The organism is Nocardioides sp. LHD-245, assembly GCF_030929495.1.
Taxonomy (GTDB): domain Bacteria; phylum Actinomycetota; class Actinomycetes; order Propionibacteriales; family Nocardioidaceae; genus Nocardioides.
In genome coordinates this window covers 1-25297 of sequence record NZ_JAVFWN010000005.1, presented here as the reverse complement: position 1 = coordinate 25297, position 25297 = coordinate 1, and the positions used below count along the sequence as shown (strand labels likewise).

16 protein-coding genes and 2 pseudogenes are annotated in these 25297 nt (G+C 70.7%); 13 read left to right on the top strand and 5 right to left on the bottom strand.

What is annotated here, in order from left to right; translation table 11 throughout:
- Positions 1 to 83: 83 nt before the first annotated feature.
- From acs to RB608_RS09140, 3 genes are all read right to left on the bottom strand, one after another.
- On the bottom strand, positions 84 to 2090 hold the full coding sequence (gene acs / locus RB608_RS09150; RefSeq protein WP_308087510.1) for an acetate--CoA ligase: 2007 nt from the start codon (positions 2088 to 2090) through the stop codon (positions 84 to 86).
- 190 nt (positions 2091 to 2280) lie between these two features.
- Positions 2281 to 3885, bottom strand: coding sequence for a cation acetate symporter (locus tag RB608_RS09145; RefSeq protein ID WP_308087509.1), 1605 nt, complete (start codon positions 3883 to 3885; stop codon positions 2281 to 2283).
- The gene (locus RB608_RS09140) at positions 3885 to 4271 is read right to left on the bottom strand and encodes a DUF485 domain-containing protein (protein ID WP_308087508.1); all 387 of its coding nucleotides are present in this window, start codon (positions 4269 to 4271) and stop codon (positions 3885 to 3887) included. Before RB608_RS09140 ends, RB608_RS09145 begins: the two co-directional genes overlap by 1 nt.
- Before the next feature lie 328 nt (positions 4272 to 4599).
- On the opposite strand from RB608_RS09140, the gene RB608_RS09135 reads away from it, so the two are divergent.
- The 6 genes and pseudogenes from RB608_RS09135 (at position 4600) to RB608_RS09115 (ending at position 12247) form a co-directional block, all read left to right on the top strand.
- Complete coding sequence (locus tag RB608_RS09135) at positions 4600 to 6066, top strand: aspartate aminotransferase family protein (RefSeq protein ID WP_308087507.1); 1467 nt, start codon at positions 4600 to 4602, stop codon at positions 6064 to 6066.
- Positions 6063 to 7358, top strand: coding sequence for a SidA/IucD/PvdA family monooxygenase (locus RB608_RS09130; RefSeq protein WP_308087506.1), 1296 nt, complete (start codon positions 6063 to 6065; stop codon positions 7356 to 7358). The genes RB608_RS09135 and RB608_RS09130 overlap by 4 nt, the downstream gene beginning before the upstream one ends.
- The gene (locus RB608_RS09125; protein ID WP_308087504.1) at positions 7358 to 9718 is read left to right on the top strand and encodes a GNAT family N-acetyltransferase; all 2361 of its coding nucleotides are present in this window, start codon (positions 7358 to 7360) and stop codon (positions 9716 to 9718) included. Before RB608_RS09130 ends, RB608_RS09125 begins: the two co-directional genes overlap by 1 nt.
- Positions 9715 to 11007 (top strand): annotated as a pseudogene (locus RB608_RS28285) (penicillin acylase family protein); the annotation flags it as partial. The gene RB608_RS09125 and the pseudogene RB608_RS28285, both read left to right, overlap by 4 nt.
- Before the next feature lie 86 nt (positions 11008 to 11093).
- Positions 11094 to 11705 (top strand): annotated as a pseudogene (locus tag RB608_RS09120) (penicillin acylase family protein); the annotation flags it as partial.
- Positions 11702 to 12247 (top strand): GNAT family N-acetyltransferase, encoded by a 546-nt coding sequence (locus tag RB608_RS09115; RefSeq protein ID WP_308087500.1) that lies wholly within the window; start codon positions 11702 to 11704, stop codon positions 12245 to 12247. The pseudogene RB608_RS09120 and the gene RB608_RS09115, both read left to right, overlap by 4 nt.
- Positions 12248 to 12277: 30 nt before the next feature.
- On the opposite strand, the gene RB608_RS09110 is transcribed toward RB608_RS09115, so the two are convergent.
- A complete protein-coding gene (locus RB608_RS09110; RefSeq protein ID WP_308087499.1) occupies positions 12278 to 14125 on the bottom strand; it encodes a helix-turn-helix domain-containing protein in 1848 nt (615 codons plus the stop codon).
- 185 nt (positions 14126 to 14310) lie between these two features.
- On the opposite strand from RB608_RS09110, the gene RB608_RS09105 reads away from it, so the two are divergent.
- The 7 genes from RB608_RS09105 (at position 14311) to RB608_RS09075 (ending at position 24976) form a co-directional block, all read left to right on the top strand.
- Positions 14311 to 16224 (top strand): hydantoinase/oxoprolinase family protein, encoded by a 1914-nt coding sequence (locus RB608_RS09105; protein ID WP_308087498.1) that lies wholly within the window; start codon positions 14311 to 14313, stop codon positions 16222 to 16224.
- 31 nt (positions 16225 to 16255) lie between these two features.
- Positions 16256 to 16684 (top strand): acetone carboxylase subunit gamma, encoded by a 429-nt coding sequence (locus RB608_RS09100; protein ID WP_308087496.1) that lies wholly within the window; start codon positions 16256 to 16258, stop codon positions 16682 to 16684.
- 28 nt (positions 16685 to 16712) lie between these two features.
- On the top strand, positions 16713 to 18842 hold the full coding sequence (locus RB608_RS09095) for a hydantoinase/oxoprolinase family protein (protein ID WP_308087495.1): 2130 nt from the start codon (positions 16713 to 16715) through the stop codon (positions 18840 to 18842).
- A gap of 37 nt (positions 18843 to 18879) precedes the next feature.
- Positions 18880 to 21183, top strand: coding sequence for a hydantoinase B/oxoprolinase family protein (locus RB608_RS09090; protein WP_308087494.1), 2304 nt, complete (start codon positions 18880 to 18882; stop codon positions 21181 to 21183).
- A gap of 114 nt (positions 21184 to 21297) precedes the next feature.
- Positions 21298 to 22095, top strand: a complete 798-nt coding sequence (locus RB608_RS09085) for a hypothetical protein (RefSeq protein ID WP_308087493.1) — start codon at positions 21298 to 21300, stop codon at positions 22093 to 22095.
- 77 nt (positions 22096 to 22172) lie between these two features.
- Positions 22173 to 23228, top strand: a complete 1056-nt coding sequence (locus tag RB608_RS09080; protein WP_308087492.1) for a zinc-dependent alcohol dehydrogenase family protein — start codon at positions 22173 to 22175, stop codon at positions 23226 to 23228.
- Between the two features lie 242 nt (positions 23229 to 23470).
- A complete protein-coding gene (locus tag RB608_RS09075; RefSeq protein ID WP_308087491.1) occupies positions 23471 to 24976 on the top strand; it encodes an MFS transporter in 1506 nt (501 codons plus the stop codon).
- Positions 24977 to 25049: 73 nt separating this feature from the next.
- Here RB608_RS09075 and RB608_RS09070 read toward each other — a convergent pair.
- On the bottom strand, positions 25050 to 25297 hold a 248-nt coding region (locus RB608_RS09070), incomplete at its 5' end, for an IS30 family transposase (protein WP_308087490.1).

The window sequence follows — 25297 nt, the reverse complement described above, 5'->3', positions numbered from 1 at the left end:
CCGACCCGGCGCAGATTGAATGTCAGACAGTTCAATCTGCGCCGGGTCAGTGTGATCTGAAGTTCAATCTGAGCCGGGTCGGATCAGTCCTCGGTCGAGGTGGCCTGGCCGGCGGAGATCAGGTCCATGATCGAGGCGTCGGCGAGGGTCTGGGTGTCCCCGACGGCGCGGCCCTCGGCGACGTCGCGCAGCAGGCGGCGCATGATCTTGCCGGAGCGGGTCTTGGGGAGCTCGGGGACGATCATGATCTGCCGGGGCTTGGCGATCGGGCCGATCTCCTTGCGGACGTGGTCGGAGAGCTCCTTGACGATGTCCGGCCCGCCGTCGCCCGCCTCGTTGCGGAGGATGACGTAGGCGACCACGGCCTGGCCGGTGTTGGGGTCGGAGGCGCCGACGACGGCGGACTCGGCGACCTTGGGGTGCGAGACGAGCGCGGACTCGATCTCGGTGGTGGAGAGCCGGTGGCCGGAGACGTTCATGACGTCGTCGACCCGGCCGAGCACCCAGATGTCGCCGTCGTCGTCCTTCTTGGCGCCGTCACCGGCGAAGTAGTAGCCCTGCTTCTTGAACCGGGACCAGTACGTGTCGACGTACCTGTCGTCGTCGCCCCAGATGGTGCGCAGCATGGACGGCCAGGGGGAGGTGACGACGAGGTAGCCGCCCGACCCGTTGGGGACCGGGTTGCCCTCGTCGTCGACGACGTCGGCCTCGATACCGGGGATCGCGGTCATCGCGGAGCCCGGCTTGCCGGCGGTCACGCCGGGCAGCGGGGAGATCATCACGGCGCCGGTCTCGGTCTGCCACCAGGTGTCGACGACCGGGGTGCGGTCCCCGCCGATGACGTGGCGGTACCAGACGTAGGCCTCCGGGTTGATCGGCTCGCCGACCGAGCCGAGGATCCGCAGCGACGACATGTCGAACCGGTCGGGGATCTCGTGGCCCTGCTTCATGAACGACCGGATCGCGGTGGGCGCGGTGTAGAAGAGCGTGACCTGGTAGTCCTGGATGATCTTCCACCAGCGGCCCGGCTCCGGGGCGTCGGGCGTGCCCTCGTAGAGGACCTGGGTGACGCCGTTGGCGAGCGGGCCGTAGACGATGTACGAGTGGCCGGTGACCCAGCCGATGTCGGCGGTGCACCAGTAGACGTCGGTGTCCGGCTTGAGGTCGAACACCGCGTTGTGGGTGTACGCCGCTCCGGTCAGGTAGCCGCCGGTGGTGTGCAGGATGCCCTTGGGCTTGCCCGTCGTGCCGGAGGTGTACATCACGTACAGCGGGTGCTCGGCGTCGAACGCCTCGGGCGTGTGCTCGGTCGAGGCACCGCCGACGGCGTCGTGCCACCACACGTCGACCGCGTCGTCCCACCCGTCCTCGCCGTCCACGGACAGGTCCTGGCCGGTACGACGGACGACGAGCACCTTCTCGATCTTGTCGGTCTTGGTGCGGGCCTCGTCGACGGCCGGCTTGAGCGCGGAGGCGGTGCCGCGGCGGTAGCCGCCGTCGGCGGTGACGACGACCTTGGCCTGGCAGTCGTCGATCCGCGAGGCGAGCGCGTCGGCGGAGAAGCCGCCGAACACCACGGTGTGCGGGGCGCCGATCCGGGCGCAGGCCAGCATCGTGACGATCGCCTCGGGGATCATCGGGAGGTAGATCGCGACCCGGTCGCCCGCGCCGACGCCGAGCGCGGTGAGCGCGTTGGCCGCCTGGGAGACCTCGTCCTTGAGCTGGGCGTAGGTGATGTCCCGGGTGTCGCCCTCGGGCTCGCCGACCCAGTGGATGGCGACCTTGTCGCCCCGGCCGGCCTCGACGTGCCGGTCGACGCAGTTGTACGCCGCGTTGAGCCTGCCGCCGACGTACCACTTCGCGAACGGGGCGTTGTCCCAGTCGAGGACCCGGTCCCATCGCGTGTCCCACGTCAACCGCTCGGCCTGCTCGGCCCAGAAGCCCTCGCGGTCGGCGCGCGCCGCGTCGTACGCATCGGCCTTCACGTTGGCGGCCGCCGCCAGCTCGGCGGGCGGCTCGAAGCGACGGTCCTCCTTCAGCAGGTTGGCCAGGGTCTGGTCCGTCGAGGAAGGGGCGGTCTGGTCGCTCACGGTGGTCTCCTGATCGGTTCGGGTGCCTCAGGTCACATTAGGACCCACGGGAAGTGTGGTCACCAGGGGTTGCGCCGGGGTTGCCTGTGGAGAAGCCCGCCACTTGTAACTACGTGTTATTGCTACTACCCGGGTGCTGTTGCACCGGTTTTCGTGCAGTAACACGTAGTTACAAGGGCGGGCCTGTGGCTCAGTGCTGGACGGCCTGCTCCGCGCCGGCTCCGGTGAGCGCACGGACCTCGAGCTCGGTGAACCGGTCCTCGGCCGCGGGCTCGTGCGAGGTGATGGTGCCGAGCCAGCCGAAGAAGAAGCCGAGCGGGATCGAGATGATGCCCGGGTTGCTCAGCGGGAACCAGGACCAGTCCGCGCCGGTGACCAGGGCGGTCTCGGAGCCCGACACGACGGGCGAGAAGAACACCAGGCCGACCGACGACAGCAGGCCCCCGTAGATGCCCCAGGTGGCGCCGCGGGTGTTGAAGCGCTTCCAGAACATGTTGTAGACGATCGCTGGCAGGTTGGCCGAGGCCGCCACCGCGAACGCGAGCGCCACGAGGAAGGCGATGTTCAGCTTCTGCGCGGGGATCGCCAGCGCGATCGAGATGACGCCGATGGCTGCCGCGGCGATCCGGGTCACCTTGATCTCGTCGTGCTCGCTCGCCTTCCCGCCCTTCACGACGCTGTTGTAGATGTCGTGCGCCACGGACGTCGACGAGGTGAGCGTCAGGCCCGCCACCACCGCGAGGATCGTCGCGAAGGCGACCGCGGCGATGAAGGCCAGCAGGATCGCACCCCCGGTGGATCCGGCGCCGCCGCCGACCTCCTCGGCGAGGAGCGGTGAGGCCAGGTTGCCGCCGGACGCGGCCACGTCGGCCGCCTTGTCACCCTTGAGCATCGCCGCCGCGCCGAAGCCGAGCACCAGCGTGAACAGGTAGAACACGCCGATCAGGCCGATCGCCCAGAGCACCGACTTGCGGGCGTCGCGGGCGGTCGGGACGGTGTAGAAGCGGATCAGGATGTGCGGCAGGCCGGCGGTGCCGAGCACCAGCGCCAGACCCAGGCTGAGGAAGTCGATCTTGCTGGTGGTGTCGATGCCGTACTTCAGCCCCGGCTCGAGGAACGCCTGGCCCTTGCCGGTGTTGGACGCGGCGGTGCCGAGCAGCTCGGACAGGTTGAAGTGGAAGTGCGCGAGCACCAGGACGACGATCAGCGCCGAGCCGACCATCAGCAGGATCGCCTTGACGATCTGCACCCAGGTGGTGCCCTTCATGCCGCCGATGGTGACGTAGAAGATCATCAGGGCGCCGACGCCGACGATGGTGAGGTTCTTCAGCGCCTGGCTGTCCGCGCCGAGCAGGAGCGCGACGAGCGCACCCGCGCCGACCATCTGGGCCAGCAGGTAGAAGATCGACACCACGACGGTCGACGTGGCCGCGGCCATCCGGACCGGGCGCTGTCGCATCCGGTACGCCAACTGGTCGGCCATCGTGTAGCGGCCGGAGTTGCGCAGCATCTCGGCCACGAGGAGCAGGGCGACGAGCCAGGCGACGAGGAAGCCGATCGAGTAGAGGAAGCCGTCGTACCCGGACAGCGCGATCGCGCCGGAGATGCCGAGGAAGGACGCGGCCGACATGTAGTCACCGCCGATCGCGAAGCCGTTCTGGATGCCCGAGAAGCTGCGGCCGCCGGCGTAGAAGTCGGCTGCGCCGGACGTCTGGCGGCTCGCCCAGATCGTGATGCCGAGGGTCAGGGCGACGACGGCGAGGAACAGCAGGGTGGTGAGGAGCTGGTGGTCCATCAGTGGTCACCCCTTCCGCGGGAGGCCTGGCCCTCGAGGGCGATGAAGCGCTCGTCCAGCTCGCGGGCCAGCGGGTCGAGGCGGGAGGTCGAGTAACGGCTGTAGAGCCAGGCGATGAGGAAGGTCGTCACGAACTGCAGCAGCCCGAAGACCAGGGCCACGTTGATGTTGCCGACCACCTGCGTGCTCATGAACCCTCCGGCCCAGTTGGAGAGCACGACATAGAGCAGGTACCAGCTCAGGAAGGCGATCGTCGCCGGGAACACGAAGCCCCGGTAGCGGCGCTTGAGCTCGGCGAACTCCGGCATCGCCCGGAGCTCGTCGTACACGGGATCATGGCGCGCTGCGGCCTCATGAGGGTCATGGGGCGAGATGTCGGACGTCACGACGGGCCTCCTCGGATCGGTACGTGTGACCGGGGTCACGGACGTTCCGACGCTAGGAGCGGCGGCGCTCGCGCCGGGAGGGGTGCGGGCCGGCTGCGCGCCGAGTGGGGCCGGGTTGTCGACCAGCGGTCGGTACGACGCGACGAGCGGTCGGCCAGGCCACTTCCTGGCGGGCATTGACCGGGATCCGATCAAGCTGGTTCATCGGATCGCTGTCGATCACGTCGGAAGCGGGCGTGATGCGCCGCACCTGAGACAGGGGGTGCCACAGCCCGGTCCGATCTGCTTAGGTAAGGCTTACCTGATCTCGGACCGAAGTGAGCCTGTCGTGCCTCAGCTCCCCTTGCACCACGTGTTCCATCCTGCCCATGCCGACCACTACGCCGCCACTCTCGGCGAGGGTCTCGATCACCTGCTGCGCCAGCTCAAGGGGGTGAGCGGACCGGCGACCGGTGTGCCACCGCACCGGGCGGCCGCCCAGGTGGCGGAGGTCGATCTCGACCAGCCGTTGGCCGATGCCACCCAGGTCCTCGACGAGATGTCGCGGCTGTGGCTCGATGACGCGGTCTGGTTCCACGAGCCGTCGTACGCCGCCCACCTCAACTGCCCGGTCGTCGTACCGGCCCTGCTGGCCGAGCTGTTCGTGGCCTCGGTCAACAGCTCGCTGGACACCTTCGACCAAAGCGTCGGAGGGACGTTCATCGAGCGGCGCCTGATCGCGTGGACGGCGGAGCGGATCGGCTACGACGAGGGCGGTGACCCGGACGGGGTGTTCACCAGCGGCGGCAGCCAGTCCAACCTGCAGGCCCTGCTGCTCGCCCGCGGCCGGCACGAGCAGGTCCCCGCCGAGCGGCTGCGCATCCTCGCCTCGGCGGAGAGCCACTTCTCGGTGCAGAAGTCCGCGCGGCTGCTCGGCCTCGGCGACGAGTCGGTGGTCAGCGTGCCGACCGACGAGCGGCACCGGATGGACCCGGTCGCGCTGGAGCGCTCGCTCGCGGCCTGCGTCGATCTCGGCCTGCGGCCGATGGCGATCGTCGCGACGGCAGGGACCACGGACTTCGGTGCGATCGACCCGCTCGACGAGATCGCCGACCTCGCCGTCGCGTACGACGCCTGGCTCCACGTCGACGCGGCGTACGGCGGCGGGCTCCTCGTCTCCCCGACCCGCCGCGACCGGCTCCGGGGGATCGAGCGCGCGGACTCGGTGACCGTCGACTTCCACAAGACGTTCTTCCAGCCGGTGTCGTCGAGCGCGATCGTCGTGCGCGACCGTGCCACGCTGCGCCCGGCGACCTGGCACGCCGACTACCTCAACCCGCGCGAGGCCACCAACCCCAACCAGGTCGACAAGAGCCTGCAGACCACCCGCCGCTTCGACGCACTCAAGCTGTGGGTGACGCTGCGGACGATGGGACCCGACCTCGTCGGCCGGTACGTCGACGCGGTCATCGACCTCGCGACGGAGGTGTACGCCGCCCACCGGGACGAGGTCGACCTCGCCTTCGCCGCCGCACCCGAGCTGAGCACCCTCGTCTTCCGCTACGTCCCGCCCGGGCCCGCGCTCGACGAGAGGGCGAGCGCCGCCCTCGCCAACGCGATCCGGGAGGAGCTCTACGCGTCGGGCCGGGCGATGATCGCGGCGACCAAGGTCGACGGCGTGCAGCACCTCAAGCTCACCCTGCTCAACCCGATGGCGACGGTCGAGGACATCACGGGGGTCCTCGGCCTCGTCCGGGCCGCCGGCGCCCGGCTGGCGCCCGCGCACCAGCGGCAGACGCTGGAGGTCGCCCGGTGATCACCCACGACTTCGTCGGCATCGGCCTCGGTCCGTTCAACCTCGGCCTGGCCTGCCTGACCGACCCGCTGCGGGCGAGCGACGACCTCGACGGTGTCTTCCTGGAGGCCCGCGACGGCTTCGACTGGCACCCCGGGATGCTGCTCGACGACGCGAGCCTGCAGGTCCCGTTCCTCGCCGACCTCGTCACGATGGCCGACCCGACCTCGCGCTGGTCGTTCCTCAGCTACCTCAAGCAGACCGGCCACCTCTACCCGTTCTACATCCGCGAGAGCTTCTACCCGCTGCGCAAGGAGTACGACGACTACTGCCGCTGGGCCGCCGAGAGCCTGCCCTCCGTGCGCTTCGGGCAGCGGGTCACCGACGTGACGCACGACGGGACGGCGTACGTCGTGCGCAGCGCCGCCGGCGAGACCTGGCGGACCCGTCGGCTGGTCCTCGGCATCGGCACGTCCCCGCGCGTCCCGGACCCGCTCCGCCCGCTGGTCGACCACGGCATCGCGACGCACTCGGCTGACTACCTCTCCCGCAAGGCCGAGCTGCAGCAGCAGGAGCGGATCACCATCGTCGGCAGCGGCCAGAGCGCGGCCGAGATCTACCAGGACCTGCTGGCCGAGGCGCCGGACCGCGGCTACGAGCTGGTGTGGCTGACCCGCAGCCCGCGGTTCTTCCCGATGGAGTACACCAAGCTCACGCTGGAGATGACCTCGCCGGAGTACGGCACCTACCACCGTGCGCTCCCCATCGACACCCGCGACCGGCTGGCCCGCGAGCAGCGTCACCTGTTCAAGGGGATCAGCGGCGACCTGGTCGACGCGATCTTCGACCTGCACTACCAGCAGCGGGTCACCGGCGTCGGCCCGCGCACGACGCTGCTCACCAACACCGAGGTCCGCGGCGCCCGCCCGGTCACGGGCGGCAGCGAGCTGGACCTGCTGCACGTCGAGACCGGTGAGTCGTTCGGCCTCGCCACCGGGGGCCTGGTGCTCGCCACCGGCTACGCGCCCACCCGGCCGGCGTTCCTCGACGGCGTCCGGGACCGGATCCGGTACGACGCCCGCGGTCGCTACGACGTCGCCGCCGACTACTCCGTCGACGTGCGCGGCGGCGAGATCTTCGTGCAGAACGCCGAGGAGCACACCCACTCCCTGCTGGCCCCCGACCTCGGCATGGGCCCGTACCGCAACTCGGTCATCGTCGCCGCGATGCTCGGCCGCGAGGTGTACCCCGTCGAGAAGCGGGTCGCCGTGCAGACGTTCGGCGTCCCCGACCACCTGAAGCAGGCGATCTGATGCGGACCGTCACCCTCGAGCCGGTCGACGTCGAGCGCGACCTCGATCTGCTCCACGCATGGGTCACCCACCCGCGCTCGGCGTACTGGATGATGCAGGACGCCAGTCGCGACGACGTCGGCCGGGAGTACGCCGGGATCCTCGCGAACCCGCACCATGACGCCTGGCTGGGCCGGGTCGACGGGCGACCGGTCTTCCTGGCCGAGACCTACGACCCGGCGCACTCCCCGCTGGCCGGCCTGCCGGAGGTGGGCGACGGCGACCTCGGCATGCACCTGCTCGTCGCGCCGCCCGCCGGCTCCCCGGTCCGCGGCCTCACCACGACCGTCTTCGACGCGGTCATGGCGCACTGCTTCGCCGATCCGGCCGTGCGCCGGGTGGTCGTCGATCCGGACGCCCGCAACGAGAGGATCCGTGCCAAGAACGTCGCCGCCGGCTTCGTCGAGGTCCGCGAGGTCGCGCTGCCCGGCAAGACCGCGGTGCTGTCGGTCTGCTCCCGAGACGACTGGAACGCGCCGGACCTGGTCCGCGCACCTACCGAATGCGCTGTCCGGACCGCCGAGACGCAGCAGTTCCGGTTGGTGCGTGACCACGCCGACCCCGCGGACCACCTCACCCCCGAGCTGATGGACCGCGCCCAGCGGCACCTGGTGGCCAAGGCGCTGGGTGAGTTCGCCCACGAGCGGCTCCTGGCCCCCACCCCGGTCCCCGGCGAGGAGCGGTGGCGGGTCGTGGCCGGCCCGTCGTCGTACACCTTCACGGCGACGCGGCACCTCCTCGACCACTGGGTCGTCGACCCCGTCTCGATCGAGCGCACCCGCGACGGTGGCACGACCGCCCCCGACGCCCAGGAGCTGATCGCGGAGCTGGCGCCCACGCTGGGCATCCCGGACCAGCTGCTGCCGACCTACCTCGAGGAGATCGCCGCCACGCTGGCGGCCGGTGCGTGGAAGCTGCGCCACCGCGCCGTCCCGGTGGCCGACCTGGTCGATGCGGGCTACCAGGAGATCGAGTCGGCGATGACGGAGGGACATCCCGCGTTCGTCGCCAACAACGGGCGGATCGGCTTCGGCCTCGACGACTATCGCGCCTACGCGCCCGAGACCGGCCGACCGGTCCGGCTGCACTGGCTCGCCGCGCGCCGCGCCCTCACGCACCTGTCGCTGGCCGCCGACGCCACCGAGGCGGAGCTGTACGACGGCGAGCTGGCGCCGGGCGTCCGGGACCGCTTCGCCGGCCGGCTGCGCGCCCTCGGTCTCGACCCGGCCGACTATCTGTTCGTCCCCGTGCACCCGTGGCAGTGGCAGCACAAGCTGGCGATCACCTTCGCGCCGGACGTCGCGCGCCGCGACCTCGTCCACCTCGGCGCCGGCGACGACGACCACCGCCCGCAGCAGTCGATCCGCACCTTCTTCAACGCCAGCAGGCCGGAGCGGCACTACGTGAAGACCGCGCTCGCCATCCAGAACATGGGCTTCGTGCGCGGGCTGTCGCCCGCCTACATGGTGGCGACCCCGGCGATCAACGACTGGGTGGCCTCGGTCGTCGAGGCCGACGACGAGCTGAGGGCGTGCGGGTTCGAGGTGCTCCGCGAGCGGGCGGCCATCGGCTACACGGGCGATGCCTTCCACCGCGTGGCCGGCCCGTCGCCGTACCGGAAGATGATCGCGGCGCTGTGGCGCGAGAGCCCGGTGCCCCGCACCCCCGCGGGCGAGCAGCTGACCACCATGGCCGCGCTGCTGCACCGCGACGCCGACGGCGACGCGCTCGTCACCGCGTGGATCAAGGCGTCGCCGGTCGACGCGGCGACCTGGGTGCGCGGCTACCTGCGGGCCTACCTCCGTCCGCTCGTGCACTGCCTGCACGCCTACGACCTCGCGTTCATGCCGCACGGCGAGAACCTGCTGCTACGGCTGCGCGACCACGTCCCGGTCGGCGCGTTCATGAAGGACATCGGCGAGGAGGTCGTCGTGATGGCCCCTCCCGGTGGGCTGAGTCTGCCGCTGCCGGCCGAGGTCGAGCGGATCCGTGGCAGCTTCCCCGACGACGTCAAGGCGCTCGCCGTCCACACCGACATCCTTGACGGCGTGCTGCGCTTCGTCGCGGCGATCCTGGACGACGACGGGATGCTGCCCGCCGCGGAGTTCTGGGCGATCGCGCGCGAGACCATCGAGCAGCACGCGGCCGACCATCCCGAGCTGGTCGAGGCCGCGCGGCGCTACGACCTGCTGCGACCGGAGTTCCGGCACAGCTGCCTCAACCGGCTGCAGCTCCGCAACACCCTGCAGATGGTCGACCTGACCGACCAGGCCGAGTCGCTCATCTTCGCCGGCACGTTGCGCAACCCGGTGGCGCCGTGACCATCACCCGCGACGAGCACGGAATCCCCCATGTGGTGGGCGATTCCGTGCTCGCGGTCGCGCGCACGCAGGGCCGCGCGACCGCACAGGACCGGGCCTGGCAGCTCGAGGTCGAGCGCCGCCGCGCCGAGGGGACCTGCGCCGAGGTCTTCGGCGCGACCGCCGTCGAGTGGGACGTCCTGGCGCGCCGCGCGCTGCTCGTCGACGTCGCCCGACGCGCGTACGCCGCCCTCTCGACCGAGAGTCGCGCCTTCATGGATGCCTACGTCGAGGGCGTCAACGAGGTCGTCGAACGCCGGTGGCAGCCCTGGACGCCGCTCGCCGTGTTCGCCGTGCAGCACCTGCTGTTCTCCGGCTTCCCCAGCCAGCTCTGGCGGCGCCACCTCGCGGCGACGACCGGCGACGAGTGGCTCCCGCTCTTCCGCACCGAGGGCCTGCCCGGGGGCAGCAACGCGCTCGTCGTCGACGGGTCCCTGACCGCCAGCGGGCTGCCGATCCTCGCCGGCGACCCGCACCGGGTGATCGAGGCGCCCGGCTGCTACGCCCAGGTGCGGCTGGTCTGCACCGACCCGCACGACCCCTTCGACGTCGCCGGCCTCACCTTCGTCGGCGTCCCTGGTGTCCAGCACTTCGGCCACGCCGGCGATGTCGCGTGGGGGATCACCAACGCGGTGGCCGACGACGAGGACGTGTACGCCGAGGAGCTGGTCCGTCATCGGGACGCGGTCATCGCTCGGGGCGCGTCGGGGTGGGAGCCGGTCGCCGGCCGGGTCGAGCAGGTGCGGGTCCGCACCGGCGCCGACAGCTATGACGTGCACGAGGTCGAGGTGCTCGTCACCGAGCGCGGGCCCGTGGTGGTCGGTGGACCGGACGAACCGGAGACGTTCAGCCTGCGCACGCCCGCCTACGTCCTGGGTGACCTCGGGCTCGACGCGATCCTCCCGCTGCTGCGCTCCCGCCGCGCCAGGGACGTGACCGCCGCCTTCGCCGGCTGGGTGGGCCCGGTCGACAACCTCGTGGTCGGCGACCGGTACGGCCGCACCGAGCACCGCGTGGTCGGGCGGATCCCCGAACGCGACGGCGATCGCCGGTGGACGGGCGGCTGGGTCGCGGACCTGCCGCGCCGGACCGGCCCGGTGCTCGTCACCGCCAACGACCGTGCCACGCCGGACTTCGAGCGGGTCGGCTCCGACTTCGCCCCGCCGCACCGGGCCCACCGGATCCGGGAGCTCCTCGACGACCGGGCGGCGGCCGGACCGCTGACGCCCGTCGCCGTCGGCGCCGTGCTCGGCGACGACCGGCAGACCGCCGGCGCCGCGCTGCTCGACATGATCGCGTCCCTTGTCGATCTCACCGACTTGTCCGCGGCGCTCGCGACCGGCTGCTCGCCTGGGACCGCCGGATGGCCGCCGGCAGCGTCGACGCCGCTCTCTTCGCGCAGGTCCGGGCCGCCGTCGTCGATGGCCTGTCCGACGCCCCCGCGCTGCGCGGCGTCGACGGCTCCCCGCACGGCGAGCTGTTCGCGCCGTGGTTCGACCTGCGCGGCCGGATCCGGCTGTGCCTGCCCGCGATCCTGGCCGCCGGCAAGCCGTTCGGCGTCGATGTGCTGCAGCTCGTGGCGGCCGCGCTGGAGCAGGTGGCGACACGGCCCGCGCCCGCCGCGTGGGGGACCGGTCACGTCGCCGTACCCCTCACGCCGCATCAGCAGCTCGGCCTCGATGCCCCGGACGGCTCCGCGCCTCCGTACCTCGCGCTGTCCGGCGACGACGACTGCGTCCTCGCCACCCGCGCCCTCGGCGGCACCGGTGCCTGTCTGCACGGGCCGGTCGCCCGCTGGGTCTGGGACCTGGCCGGCGACAGCCGCTGGGTCGTGCCCCTCGGCGCGAGCGGCGACCCGGCCTCGCCGCACCACCACGACCAGCAGGCGGTCTGGGCGGCCGGGGGCACGATCCCGATCACCCGACCCGTCACCGAGGAGTCCGCATGACCGTCGCGATCCGCCCTGTCGTCCCCGAGCGGGACGCCGCCCTGCTGCACACCTGGGTCAGCACCCCGCGGGCGGAGTTCTGGGGGATGGCCGACCACTCGGTGGCGGACGTCGCGCTGGTCTACACCTATATCGTCGAGCAGGCCCATCTGGCGGCGTACCTCATCGAGGTCGACGAGGCCCCCGTCGGCCTGCTGCAGACCTACGACCCGGAGGTCGACGAGATCGGCCGGTGGTACGACCGCCTCCCGGGCGACGTCGGGATCCATCTCCTCCTCGCCGACGACCGGCGCCGCGCCGGCCGGACCGCGGAGGTCATCGCTGCGGGGCTCGACTTCGTGGCCCACCTGCCCGGCTGCCGGCGCCTGGTCTTCGAGCCGGACGCGCGCAACACCGCCTCAGTCGCCATGATGGAGCGGGTCGGCTGCGAGCGCGGGCCGCTCGTCGACCTCCGCACGAGCATCGCCGAGAAGCCGGCGCAGTTCTTCTTCCTCGACCGGGAGCGCGCGCTGGAGATCGCGCGGGCCCCGTCCTGGCATTGACCTCAGGCCCGGATCCGTGGACAGCCGGGCTCAGGCCCGGATGTCGTACGACTTGATCTTGCGGTAGAGGCTGGAACGCGCCATGCCCAGATGCGCCGCCGCGGCGACCCGGTTGCCCTGGTGCTCGCGCAGGGCGACGACGATCGCATCCCGCTCCGCCGTCTCCAGGGGGGTGAGCCGGTGGCGGGTGGCTGTCTGGCAGTACGCCGGCAGGTCGTCCGTCTGGATCTCGCCGACCGGTCGCCGCCGCAGCGCCTGCTCGAGTGCCTCGGCGAGCTGCGCGACGTTGCGGGGCCAGGAGTAGCGGGCGACGAGGCGCTGCGCCTCGGGGCTGAGCCGGACCCGGCGGTGGGGGGCGAGCGCACGCAGGAGCGAGTCGATGATCCCGGCGAGGTCCTCGGTTCGGCAGCGCAGCGGCGGAACCATCACGGAGACCTCGAAGTGCGCGAGGAGAGGATGGAACGGCAGGTCGGAGTCGAGCGCGGAGTCGGACAGCGTGGCGACGCACCACGCGTCACTTCTGGTCTCGCGCAGACGCGCGAGGAAGGAGTCGATCTGCTCCGCGGCCGCCGTCGACGCCGCGTCGAGGTTGCGCACGATGTGGAGAGTGGGGAGGTCGTCGGCGGCGAGCAGCGCCTCGAGGTCGGCAGGATCGCCCCCGACGGTCACCTCGGCGGCGTCGATGGCGACGCTCCGTGCGCCGGGGAACGTGCGGTGGAAGAGCTCGCCGACCAGGGTGAACTTGCCCGTGCCGGTCTCGCCCACCACGACGGTGGGTTGCCGCTCGGCCAAGGCGGTGCGGAGGTCCTCGCAGGCACGCAGCCACGCGGGCGAGCGTCCGGGGCTGATCTCGTCGTACGGCTTGCCGAGGTCGCCGGCGATGCGTGAGGTGGAGCTGGTCGCGATCGCGACCTGGGGAAGGACGTGCTCGATGAAGTCCTCGCCGGACCTCGGCTTGGGCTCGGCGACCGTCTCGGCGATCACGACGAGGCCGGCGACCTCGGAGCCGGCCAGGATCCGGGTGCCGCGGACGTGCACCATGCGGCCGGTCGACAGCTCGAGGGTGTCGCTGGCCCGGTCGCGGTGCCCCATCATGAACGTCGCGTGGTCACGCAGGATGCGCTGCTCCGAGGCGTCGAACTGTGCCTCGGCCGCGGGGTTCGCCATGAACACCGAGTCGCCGAAGGCGAAGACGGCCTGGCGGGTGGCCTTGGCCTGGACCTGCAGGTAGGTGTCGAAGATCGCCTGCTGGGACTGGCTTCGGTCGAGCAGCAGGTTGCGGCCGATGTCCTGCGCCGCGCTCTTGGCCAGCGTGTGCATCAGCGGGCTCCAGCTCTGGCTCAGGGTGGAGATGTCCAGCACCCCCTCGACCCGACGGGTCACCGGGTCGATGATCGGCGCACCCGTGCAGGCGAACGCGTGCAGGTTCTCCGCGAAGTGCTCCGGCCCGACGATGCTCACAGGCTGGCCCGACTCGAGGACCGTGCCGACGCCGTTGGTCCCCATCGTGGACTCGGAGTAGCTGAACCCCGGCGCGAAGTCGACGCGGTCCAGCAGCCGGCCGACGGCACTCGACGTGTCGATCCGCTGGACCAGCCTCGCCCGGTAGTCGGTGACCGCGATCACGATCGGCACGTCCGCCGTGTCGATCCCGAGCTGGCGCAGCACCGGCCGGGCGCACCGGACGAGAAGCGACCCGGTGTCGATCTCCTCGGTGAAGTCGCTGTGGGGCTGAGCGCTGTCGACCCCGGCCTGCTGGCTGCGCTCCCACGAGGCCGCCAGCAGTCCGGGGATACCAGCGGCACCGGGCAGCCCGCTGTCGAGGAAGTCGGCGCGCGCGGCAGCGACCCGAAGCATCCGGTGTGCAGAGTCCGGCACGTTCCACTCCCGACGCGGTCGACAACCCAACACAGCCATCGTGACCGTGACGGGCGCCACAGCCAAGCCCCCTCCCGTGTTCGATCTTGGGACACCGGTCGAGGTTGGGACGGCGCCCACAGTGGTCGTCGTCACACCGTCACCGAACGAGCCGCCGCCAACCGGCTCACGACCGAAGGAGCCCGATGAGCACGCTCATCAACATCGACAACGGGGGCACCCTGACCGACATCTGCGTCTGGGACGGGGCGGGATTCACCTTCACCAAGACCCTCACCACCCCTCACGACCTCTCCGAGTGCCTGTTCGCCGGCATCGAGAAGGTGTCCGCGTCGCTCTACGGCGAGGCCGACACCGAGCGACTGCTCCACGCCACCCAGCACATCCGGTACTCGACCACCCAGGGGACCAACGCGCTGGTGGAGCGGCGTGGGCCGATGATCGGGATCCTCACCACGCTCCCGGAGCTCGAGACAGCACTGCGCAAGACCGAGGCGGAGCAGGAGCTCTTCGACGATCTCGTCGGCGGCCGGATCCTCACCCTCGACCCCGGGGCACCCGCCGAGGAGTTCGAGTTCGACCTCGTGCAGCGGGTCAACCGGCTCACCACGCTCGGCGCCGCGCGAGTCGTGGTCGCGGGCAGCGACCCGGAGCAGGAGCAGCGGCTGCGGACCGTGCTGCTGCGGAAGTTCCCCCGCCACCTGCTCGGCTCGATCCCGCTGATCTACAGCTGGGACCTCGCCGGCGACCGGGAGGACGCCCGTCGGGTGTGGTCCTGCATCCTCAACTCGTTCCTCCACCCCACCATGGAGCGATTCCTCTACGGCGCGGAGCGGCGGCTCAAGGAGTACCGGGTCAGCAACCCGCTGCTGGTCTACCGCAACGACGGCGCCTCGTCGCGGGTCGCGAAGTCGGTGGCGCTGAAGACCTACTCCTCGGGGCCACGCGGTGGTCTCGAGGGCACCGCCGCCCTGGCCCGCGCCTACGGCCTCGCGCGCGTCGTGATGATGGACATCGGCGGCACCACCACGGATGTGGGGGTGGTCGAGGGCGAGCAGGTCGACGTCCAGGAACGCGGCGCCATCAAGGGCGTGCCCATCTCCTACCCGATGAGCAACGTGCAGTCCCGCGGCGTCGGGGGATCGTCCGTGATCGCGGTGGAGGACGGGCGGATCACCGTCGGCCCGCAGTCGGTGGGTGCCGCCCCCGGCCCCGCCTGCTTCGGGTTCGGTGGCAAGCAGGCGACGATCACCGACGTCAACCTCCTGCTCGGCGTCCTCGACGCCGACACCTACCTCGACGGCACCTTCCGGCTGGACGCCGCGCGCTCGCGGGCGGTGATCACCGAGACCGTCGCCGATCCTCTCGGGATCACCCTGGAGGAGGCGCTGATCCGGATGGAGCAGGCCTACTTCGAGGCTGTGTCGGCGGCCTTCGCCGACCAGGTCGACGGGCACACCACCCTGGCGGCCTTCGGTGGCGCCGGCCCCATGAGCGCGGCCGGCGCGGCGCGGCCGGCCGGTGTCCGCAAGGTGTTGGTCCCGCGCAGCGCCGCCGTGTTCTCGGCGCTGGGCATCTCCTTCTCCGACGTCGGCAAGACCTACGAGGTCGGTGTCAGCGAGCCGACCACGGAGAGCGTCACCGCGACGTACCGCGACCTGCTGGGGCGGGCCGAGCGGGACATGTTCCAGGAGGGATACGCGTTGTCGAGCTGCTCCGCCGACTGGGAGCTCCTCGTCGAGGACGTCGACGGCTCCCAGCTCCTGCGGGCGCCGTACCTGGAGGGCAGCCCGGCCGACCACCCGGGCCACTTCGCGTCGCTGCGGCTGACGGTGACGGCGCCGCTCTCGCAACCGGAGCTCCTGCCCGACGCGCCGGTCGACCCGGTCGCCGCGCCCGTCGCCGGGACCCGTGAGATCCGATCGGCGGCCGACCGCGTCGACACGGTCCCGGTCCACGTCCTGGACCAGCTCTCACCCGGTCACGCCGGCGCAGGCCCGGCGATCATCGAGGGCCCCTTCTTCACTGCGCGTGTCCTGCCCGGCTGGTCCTTCCGGGTCACCGCCGCGGGCGACCTGGTCCTCGACGACCTCAGCTGACTCCACCCCTCTCCCTGGAAAGGAGACTCCCATGCGAGTCCCCATGACCGAGTACCTCGTCATCGATCTCGACTCCGAACGCTGGGTGTGCCGCGTGTGTGCGCACGACCTGGGGTCGGCCCACGACAACTACAAGCCCGGGACGCTGGTGCACGACCGCGATCCGCGCGAGATCCACCAGCCGATCATCGACCCGGAGCGCTACGAGTACACCTTCAGCCCGGATCCCTCCTACTGCCGGATCCTCGAGTACTACTGCCCCGGCTGCGGCACCCAGATCGAGGTCGAGTACCTCCCGCCGGGCCATCCCCCGACGGTCGACCTCCTGATCGACGTCCCGGCGCTGCGCGCTCAGTGGGAGGAGCGGGGACTGGACGCCGAGGAGGTCCACAACTACGGGCCCGGAGAGGACGCCCGCACCCAGACCGCCGCGCTCAAGACCATCGGCCACGTGCGCTGAGGCGCCGGAGCAAAGGAACAGATCCGTCATGAAACGAATCTCCGTCGACATCGGTGGCACCTTCACCGACTGCTTCTTCGTGTGGGACGACCTGTACGTCGACGCCAAGGCGCTCACCACCCACCACAACCTCGCCCTCGGGTTCAACGAGGCACTCGACCTGGCCTGCTCCCGCGCCGGCCTCGACCGCGCGACGGTGCTGTCCGAGGTCGACTCGGTGCGCTACGCCACCACTCTCGGCACCAACGCGCTGATCGAGCGGAAGGGACCGAAGGTCGCCGCGATCGTCACGCACGGCTTCGAGGACACCATCCCGCTCTCCAGGGGCCGTGGGTACGGCGAGGGCCTGGACTACACGATGCAGCAGAACCTGCCGGCCGCCGAGCGGCCCGATCCCATCGTGCCGCGCTCGATGATCCGCTCGGTCAAGGAGCGGATGAACTCGGCCGGCAAGGTGGTCGCCCCGCTCGACGCCGAGGACGTCCGCAAGATGGTGCGCGAGCTGGTGAACGCGGGGGCCGAAGCCATCGTCGTCTCCCTGGTCAACGCCACGGAGAACCCGGCCCACGAGCTCGCCGTCCAGGAGATCATCCTCGACGAGTTCCCGCCCCACGAGCTCGGCGCCATCCCGGTGCTGCTAGGCCACCAGGTCTCCGGACGCAAGGGCGAGTACGTGCGCGCCACCTCGACCATCATCGACGGCTTCCTGCACGAGATCATGTTCCACGCGCTCAGCCAACTGTCGAACAACCTCCGCGACTCCGGATACGACAAGCCGATGCTCGTCATCCACAACTCCGGTGGCATGGCGCAGATGAACTCGACGGACGCGCTGCAGACGATCCACTCGGGACCGATCGCAGGTGTGAGTGCCGCCGAGCACCTGTCCACGGAGACCGGCCTGGGTCACGTCATCTCCACCGACATGGGCGGGACCTCCTTCGACATCGGCCTGGTGCCCGAAGGGGGTGTGAAGCACTACGACTTCCTGCCCACCATCGACCGTTGGCTGGTCTCGGTGCCGATGGTGCACCTCGACACCCTCGGTGCCGGCGGCGGTTCGATCGCGTCGTACGACCGGATCCACAACTCGATCAAGATCGGCCCTGAGTCGGCCGGCTCCAACCCCGGCCCGGCGTGCTACGACCGTGGCGGCCTGCGCCCGACGGTCACCGACGCCGACCTGCTGCTCGGCTACTTGGACCCGGACAACTACGCCAACGGCTACATCAAGCTCAACCCGAGGCGCTCGCGCTTCGCGATCGAGGAGGCGCTGGCCGACCACCTCGACATGGAGGTCCTCGACATCGCCCGGGTGATCAAGGACGGCGTCGACGAGCAGATGGCGATCGGCATCGGCAAGGAGCTCCGGGTCCGCGGCTACCTGCCCGAGGACTTCACGATGCTCGCCTACGGCGGCAACGGTCCGCTCCACGCGTGCGGCATCGCCCGGCACGCTGGCATCAAGCGGGTCCTGGCCCCACCGTTCTCGTCGGTCTTCTCGGCCTGCGGCGCCGGCAACATGAAGCAGCTCCACTTCCACGAACGCGGCGTGCACGTGACGATGTACAACGCGACCACCCGGGCCCTCTACGACCGCTACGAGGACTTCAACGCCGTCGTGGCCGAGCTGGAGGCGCGCGGACGAGAGGACCTGGTCCGGCAGGGCTTCGACGCCGCCGACGTCCGGCACCGCCTCGAGGTCGACATGCGCTACGGCAACCAGCTGCTCACGCAGGCCGTGGCGCTGGAGGATCTCAGCCGGATCGACGGCGTCGGCGACGTGCTCGAGATCATCAAGACCTTCGGCGACGTCTACAGCCACCGTTTCGGCGCGGCCTCGGCCGCACCCGAGGCAGGCATCCGCTGCAGCACGGTGCGGGTCGCGTCGTACGTCGACGGGGACGTCGTGAACTTCGAGCCGCTGGACTCGGGCGGCGAGCGCACCGAGCCGACGCCCGTCGCGCGCCGCGATGTCCACTTCATCGGCCACGAGGACGCGCTGGACACGCCGGTCTACGACCAGGACGCGCTGACCCATGAGCGGGTGATCCACGGCCCGGCGATCGTGACCACCGAGAACACGACGTTCCTGGTCGAGCCCGGCTGGCGGCTGGAGCCGACCCGTCAGGGCGCCGTGTGGTTCCTCCAGGACTGACCCGCTCACCCCGCCACCCAACGCAAGGAAGACTGACATGACCGCAGTGCACGAGAACCCCAGCCGGGTGCTCACTCCGCAGGAGCAGGAGTGGGTCGACAAGTTCATGGACGAGACGACACTGTTCCTCGGTCCGGACCCGGAGATCATGCGCGACCACGGCATCGCGCCGAGGTCGGACCACGAGGAGCTCGCCATCGCCGCCGGCGTCGACCGGCTCGAGGTGGAGCGGATCCGCAAGCGGATCGCCGGTGCCCTCGACGAGGGCTACGAGATGTGCGAGGCCCAGGGAGCGGCGCCGGGCGCCAAGTGGGGCGACCTGACCACGGCCATCTACACGGCCTCGGGCGACGTGTCCTACCTGTCCTGCCACGGCGTGATCGCATTCAGCGCGATCCTGCACCACCCGATCCGGTACATCATGAAGTACTGGAAGGACGAGCCGACCGTCGGCATCAACCCCGGCGACGGCTTCATCCACAACGACGCGCGCTTCGGGAACGTCCACAACACCGACCAGTCGATGATCATGCCGGTGATGCGGGACGGCGCGATCATCGCCTGGGTGGCCGCCACCATCCACGAGGGCGAGAACGGCGCCTGTGAGCCGGGCGGCATGCCGTCGGGCTCCGAGACGCCCTTCGACGACGGCCTGCGGATGAGCCCGTTCAAGATCGTCGAGAGCGGCGAGCTGCGCCGGGACCTGCTCACCTTCCTCCAGCACTCGGTGCGCGACCCCAAGCTGCAGCTCGCCGACCTGAAGGTGAAGATCACCGCGGTCCGCAAGATCATGGAACGGGTCGACGCGGTGATCGACGAGGTCGGCGTCGACACCTTCGTCGCCGCGCTGCGCACCACCGTCGAGGACGTCGAGGTCGAGGTCCGGCGCCGGATCAGCGAGCTGCCGGACGGCACCTACCGCTTCGACCAGTTCATGGACTCGACGCTGAAGGAGAACATCCTCATCAAGTTCGCCTGCAAGATCACGATCAAGGGTGACCAGATGACCGCGGACCTGCGCGGCACCGGTCCGGAGATCCTCAACCGGGCGATCAACTCGCCGCTGTGCTCGGTGAAGTCCATGTTCATGCAGGCGATCCTCGCCTTCTGGTGGCCCGACCTGCCCCGATGCACGTCGGCGATGAGCTGCATCGAGATCATCTCCGACGAGGGGACCTGGGCCGACGCGTCGTACGACGCCCCGATGGGCCAGTCGCTCCAGGCGTCGTTCCGGGGCTTCTCGGCATTCCAGGCGCTCTACAGCCGGATGTCCTTCTCCACCCCGCACAAGTACAGCAACGTGGTGGCCAACTGGTTCAACCAGATCAACACCTTCCTGTGGGGCGGCGTCACCCAGCACGGCGACATGGTCGGCAACCTGTGTGCGGACCTCAACGGGATGCCCGGTGGCGCCAAGCCCTTCCGGGACGGCGAGGACTCCGTCTCGCCTCTCTTCTGCGCAATGGCCGACACCGCCGAGCAGGAGGTCATGGAGGAGGAGGTGCCGTTCATGCAGCTGGTCTCCAAGCGCCTGGTGCGCGACAACATGGGCTTCGGGAAGTTCAACGGCGGCATGGGCTACGAGATGATCGTCGCCGCCGAGGGCACGCCGCAGTGGGGCTTCATGACCGTGACGTCAGGGGCCAAGTTCTCCTCCGTCTACGGCATGTACGGCGGCTACGGCTGTGGCACCTACCCGTTGGCGATGGTCAAGGGCACCAACGTCTACGAGCACATCCGTCGCGACCCGTCGAAGTTCGACCTGTCCATCGAGAAGGTCATGAACGAGCAGCCCTTCGAGGACGGGCGGTACTCGACGTACCACATGGGCCTGCAGTTCGACATCGCCAAGGACGGCGAGCTGTACATGATCAGCCAGGGAGCAGGCGGCGGGTACGGCGACCCGCTCGAGCGGCTGCCCGAGTCGGTCGTCCGGGACGCCGAGCTGGGCCGGATCACGCAGAAGGTCGCCGAGGAGATCTTCGGGGTCCGCTACGACCCGACGAACTTCCGGCTCGACGTCGAGGGCACCGAGGCCGCCCGGCAGGCGGCCCGCGAGGCGCGGCTGCGGCGCGGCAGGCCGTTCGCGGAGTTCTGTGAGGAGTTCGTGACCCCGGAGCCGCCGGAGAGCCTGCACTACTACGGCTCGTGGGGCTCGGACACCGACGACATCACGGCCACCGTGTTCACGATCGACGGCCCCGAGCGGGTCAGCGCACCGCTGGCCGAGCTGCCCATCGTGATGATCCCCGACCGGCGCGAGGTGCGCATCGCCGAGCTGGAAGCGCGGGTCCTCGAGCTCGAGGCCACCAGCGGCGTCGAGGTCAAGCGCCTGGCCTGACTCCTGGCCTCCCCTCCTGCCGGCGGTGGGTGACCGGGCGGTCCACCCCGGTCACCCACCGCCTCACCCGATCCCACGACTCCCCGCCGGTGCGGCGGGCGGAAGGAACCCACGATGTCCTCCCTGTTGAGCCTCGTCAGCGCTGTCCCGAGCGGACGTCCGCGACCGGTGCTGCTCGACCACCGCGACTACGCCACGGCCGTCATCCGTCAGGGCGCGCCTGTCCCGTGGACCGACCTCGCCGCGCTGACGGGCCATGTCCAGCAGGTGCACGCCCTGCTCGACCCCGACGCGACGTGGCTCGACGGCGGCGCTCTGTACGCCGCGCACCTCGCCGCCCACCCCGGGCTCGTCGAGCAGATGGGTGCCCGGTCCCGGACCGGCTACCCGCTGCGCGTGCTGCTGGCGGACGAGGATGGGGCCGAGCGGATGGTCCGCACGGCCCGGACCCTGGCCGAGGCGTGCCGCCGGCCACTGGTCGTGTCGGTACCCTCGCCCGCCGTGTGGCTGGGGCGTGCCCACGCGCTGACCGGTCACCGTCTCGAGAGCGTCGGCGAGATCGCCGCCGACACCGCGTCGATGTACCTCGCTGAGTGGCTGGGCAGACTCGGCGGCCTCCCGGTCGCGCTGGTCGTGCTCGACGCCCGGACCTCACCCGGCGACCCCGTCATCGAGGTGCCGGAGCGGCTGGAGGCACTCTCGGCGCTCACCAACGTCGCTGCGCACTTCGATTGGAGCGTCGCCGTCCGGCACGACGCCGGGCTGGAGATCGAGGGGGTCGCGGTGGGCGTCGTACCGGACGGCTTCTGGGCCGGAGGCGCGGACCTGCCCGACGGCGACGCGCTGCTGGCCACCATCCCCGCCTCGGCGACCCCCGAGCGGGTGCTCGACCAGCTCGCGGTCCTCTGCTGAGGCCCTCACCGACACCGCGGCGACCAGCCCGCGGCGACGACCACACCACACCATCAACAGATCGCGAAGGAAGACCGATGAGAGCACTTGTCTACGGCGGCCCGGGACTCAGGGAGTGGACCGAGGTCCCGGACCCGCAGATCCTCCACCCGACCGACGTCATCGTCCGCGTCGAGACCACGACCATCTGCGGGTCCGACCTGCACATCCTCAAGGGGGACGTGCCGTCGGTGGAGCCGGGCCGTGTGCTCGGCCACGAGGGCGTCGGCACCGTCATCGAGGCCGGCTCCGGGGTCAGCTCCGTGGCGGCCGGTGACCGGGTGATCATCTCCTGCATGACGGCCTGCGGCTCGTGCAGCTACTGCCGCACCGGGATGTACGCCCACTGCCTCGCCGACGAGGGTGTCCCGGGGCTGGGCTGGGCACTGGGCCACGTGATCGACGGCACCCAGGCCGAGCTGGTGCGGGTTCCGTTCGCCGACTTCTCGCTCCACAAGATCCCTGAGGGAGTCTCGGACGAGGCGGCCGTGATGTTGTCGGACATCCTGCCGACCGGCTTCGAGATCGGTGTTCGCTACGGGCGCGTCAAGCCCGGCGACGTCGTCGCCGTGGTCGGTGCCGGCCCGGTCGGCCTGGCGGCGATGATGACCGCCGGCCTCCAGGGCGCGGCGCGGGTGGTGGCGGTCGACCTCGACGCCAACCGCCGCGCGCAGGCGCTCGGCTTCGGCGCGACCGACGCGGTGGATGCCGGGGCGTCCGACTGGGAGGCACAGGTGCGGTCGATGACCGACGGCCTCGGGGTCGACGTCGCGATCGAGGCGGTCGGCATCCCGGCCACCTTCACCGCCTGCACGAAGATCGTGCGTGCCGGCGGCACGATCGCGAATGTGGGGGTCCACGGAGCGCCCGTCGAGCTGGCGCTGCAGGACCTGTGGATCCATGACATCGCGATCACCACGGGCCTGGTCAGCACGTCGACGACGCCGATGCTCTTGAACCTCGTGGCACGTCGGGTGCTCGACGTCGAGAAGTTCGCCACCCACAGGTTCGCGTTCGACGAGTTCATGGACGCGTACGACACCTTCGGCCGGGCCGCCGACACGCAGGCCCTGAAGGTCATCGTCGCCCGTTGAGGGAGGCGGCCGGCCGCCCGCGGTCTGGGACCGGACCGCACCGCGGGAGGCCCGGCTCGTCGTAGGACCGGGCCGGTCCCGGTCCCCACCGAGTCGCCGGCGGGCCTCGAGAGTGATCCCGTGAGGCGCGTGAGCCCGTGAGACGGAGTTGACGAGACGAGATCTCGGGGCGCCTCGCGTCGTTACCGCGGCAGCACAGGCTGAGGCACGACAACCGGATCTCTGCCTGCCAGGAGCCTGCGATGACCCTGACCAGCCCCGGTGGCGACCTCGCCACCCGCGCACCCGAACCGTCCCGCCGCCGCGGCCGGTGGATCGAGGACTGGCGCCCGGAGGACCCGGACTTCTGGGAGACCACCGGCGCCCCGATCGCCCGCCGCAACCTGGTCTGGTCGATCTTCGCCGAGCACCTCGGCTTCTCCGTGTGGCTGATCTGGAGCGTCAGCTCGGCCTTCCTGGTGGCGCAGGGCTTCGCGTTCTCGCCCCAGCAGCTCTTCCTCCTGATCGCGATCCCCAACCTGGTGGGCGCCCTGATCCGTGTCCCCTACACCCTGGCGGTGGGGCGCTTCGGCGGTCGCAACTGGACCATGGTCAGCGCCGGGTTGCTGCTCGTGCCGACGCTCGGCTTCGCGTACGCCGTCACCCAGCCGGGCACGCCGTACGCCGTGTTCTGCGTGATCGCCGCGACGGCGGGCTTCGGCGGCGGCAACTTCGCCAGCTCGATGGCGAACATCAACTTCTTCTATCCCGCCCGGCTCAAGGGCGCCGCGCTCGGACTCAACGCGGCCGGCGGCAACCTGGGTGTCGCGCTCATCCAGCTGTTCCTGCCGGTACTCGTCGGCGGGGCCGGTGTCTTCGGCCTCGTACAGGCCGGCGCGGACGGCATCCACCTCGAGCGTGCCGCCTGGGTGTACGCCGGACTGGCGGTGGTCGCCGTCCTGGCCGCCTGCTTCCGGATGGACAACCTGGCCAACGCCCGCACCGACACCCGCCAGCAGCTGAGCATCCTCAAGCACCGGCACACCTGGGTGATGGCCTTCCTCTACATCGGCACCTTCGGCTCCTTCATCGGCTACTCCGCCGCGCTGCCGCTGCTGATCAAGCTCAACTTCTGGCACCAGACCGGTCCGGGCTCGGGGTCCGGCATCGAGTTCGCCTACTACGCCTTCCTCGGCGCGCTCGTCGGGTCGGTCACCCGCCCGCTCGGCGGCCACCTCGCCGACCGGTACGGCGGAGCGCGGGTCACGCTGCTCGCCTTCGGCGGGCTGGTACTCGGCACGCTCGGGATCCTCGGCACGCTCGCGATGCTGACCCCGATCCCGGCTGCCGGCGGCGCCGCGCAGAGCGCCGCCGTCGACACCAACACGGAGGTCTTCCCGCTCTTCCTCGGCGTCTTCCTGCTGGTGTTCGCCTGCACGGGCATCGGCAACGGGTCGACGTACAAGATGATCCCGGCCATCCACCGCGCCGACGCCATCCAGGCGACCGTCGAGGACAGCCCCGAGCGCGAGCTCGCGCTGCTCGACGGCACGCGCCGGTCGTCGGCCGCGGTCGGCATCATCGGCGCCGTCGGTGCGCTCGGCGGCTTCCTCATCCCGATCACGTTCAACAGCCCGTGGGTCAGCGAGCCGCTGGCCGCCACCCGCAGCGCGTTCGCGGTCTTCACCGCGTTCTACGTCGTCTGCCTCGCTGTCACGTGGACCGTCTACTGCCGCCGCGGGCAGCGCTACGCCGACGCCGGGGTCTGACGCGGGGGTGTGCTGTTCAACTACCGAAATTGTCGCCGGAACGCCCGGCAAGGTCAAGCGGTCTAAGCAACTCCTAGGCTGCTGCCGGTTTGGTCAGCAGCCGGTCCAGCGCTTGGGCTGGGGTCTGCATGTCAAGAGTAGGGCGTGGCCGGGCGTTGAGGCTGGCCGCGATTCGACGCAGGTCCGCGGCGGTGAACCGCGACAGGTCGGTGCCCTTCGTCAACCAGTGCCGCAACAACCGGTTGGTGTTCTCGTTCGTGCCGCGCTGCCACGGCGAGCGGGGGTCACAGAAGTAGACCGGCATCGACAGGCCGGTCTGGA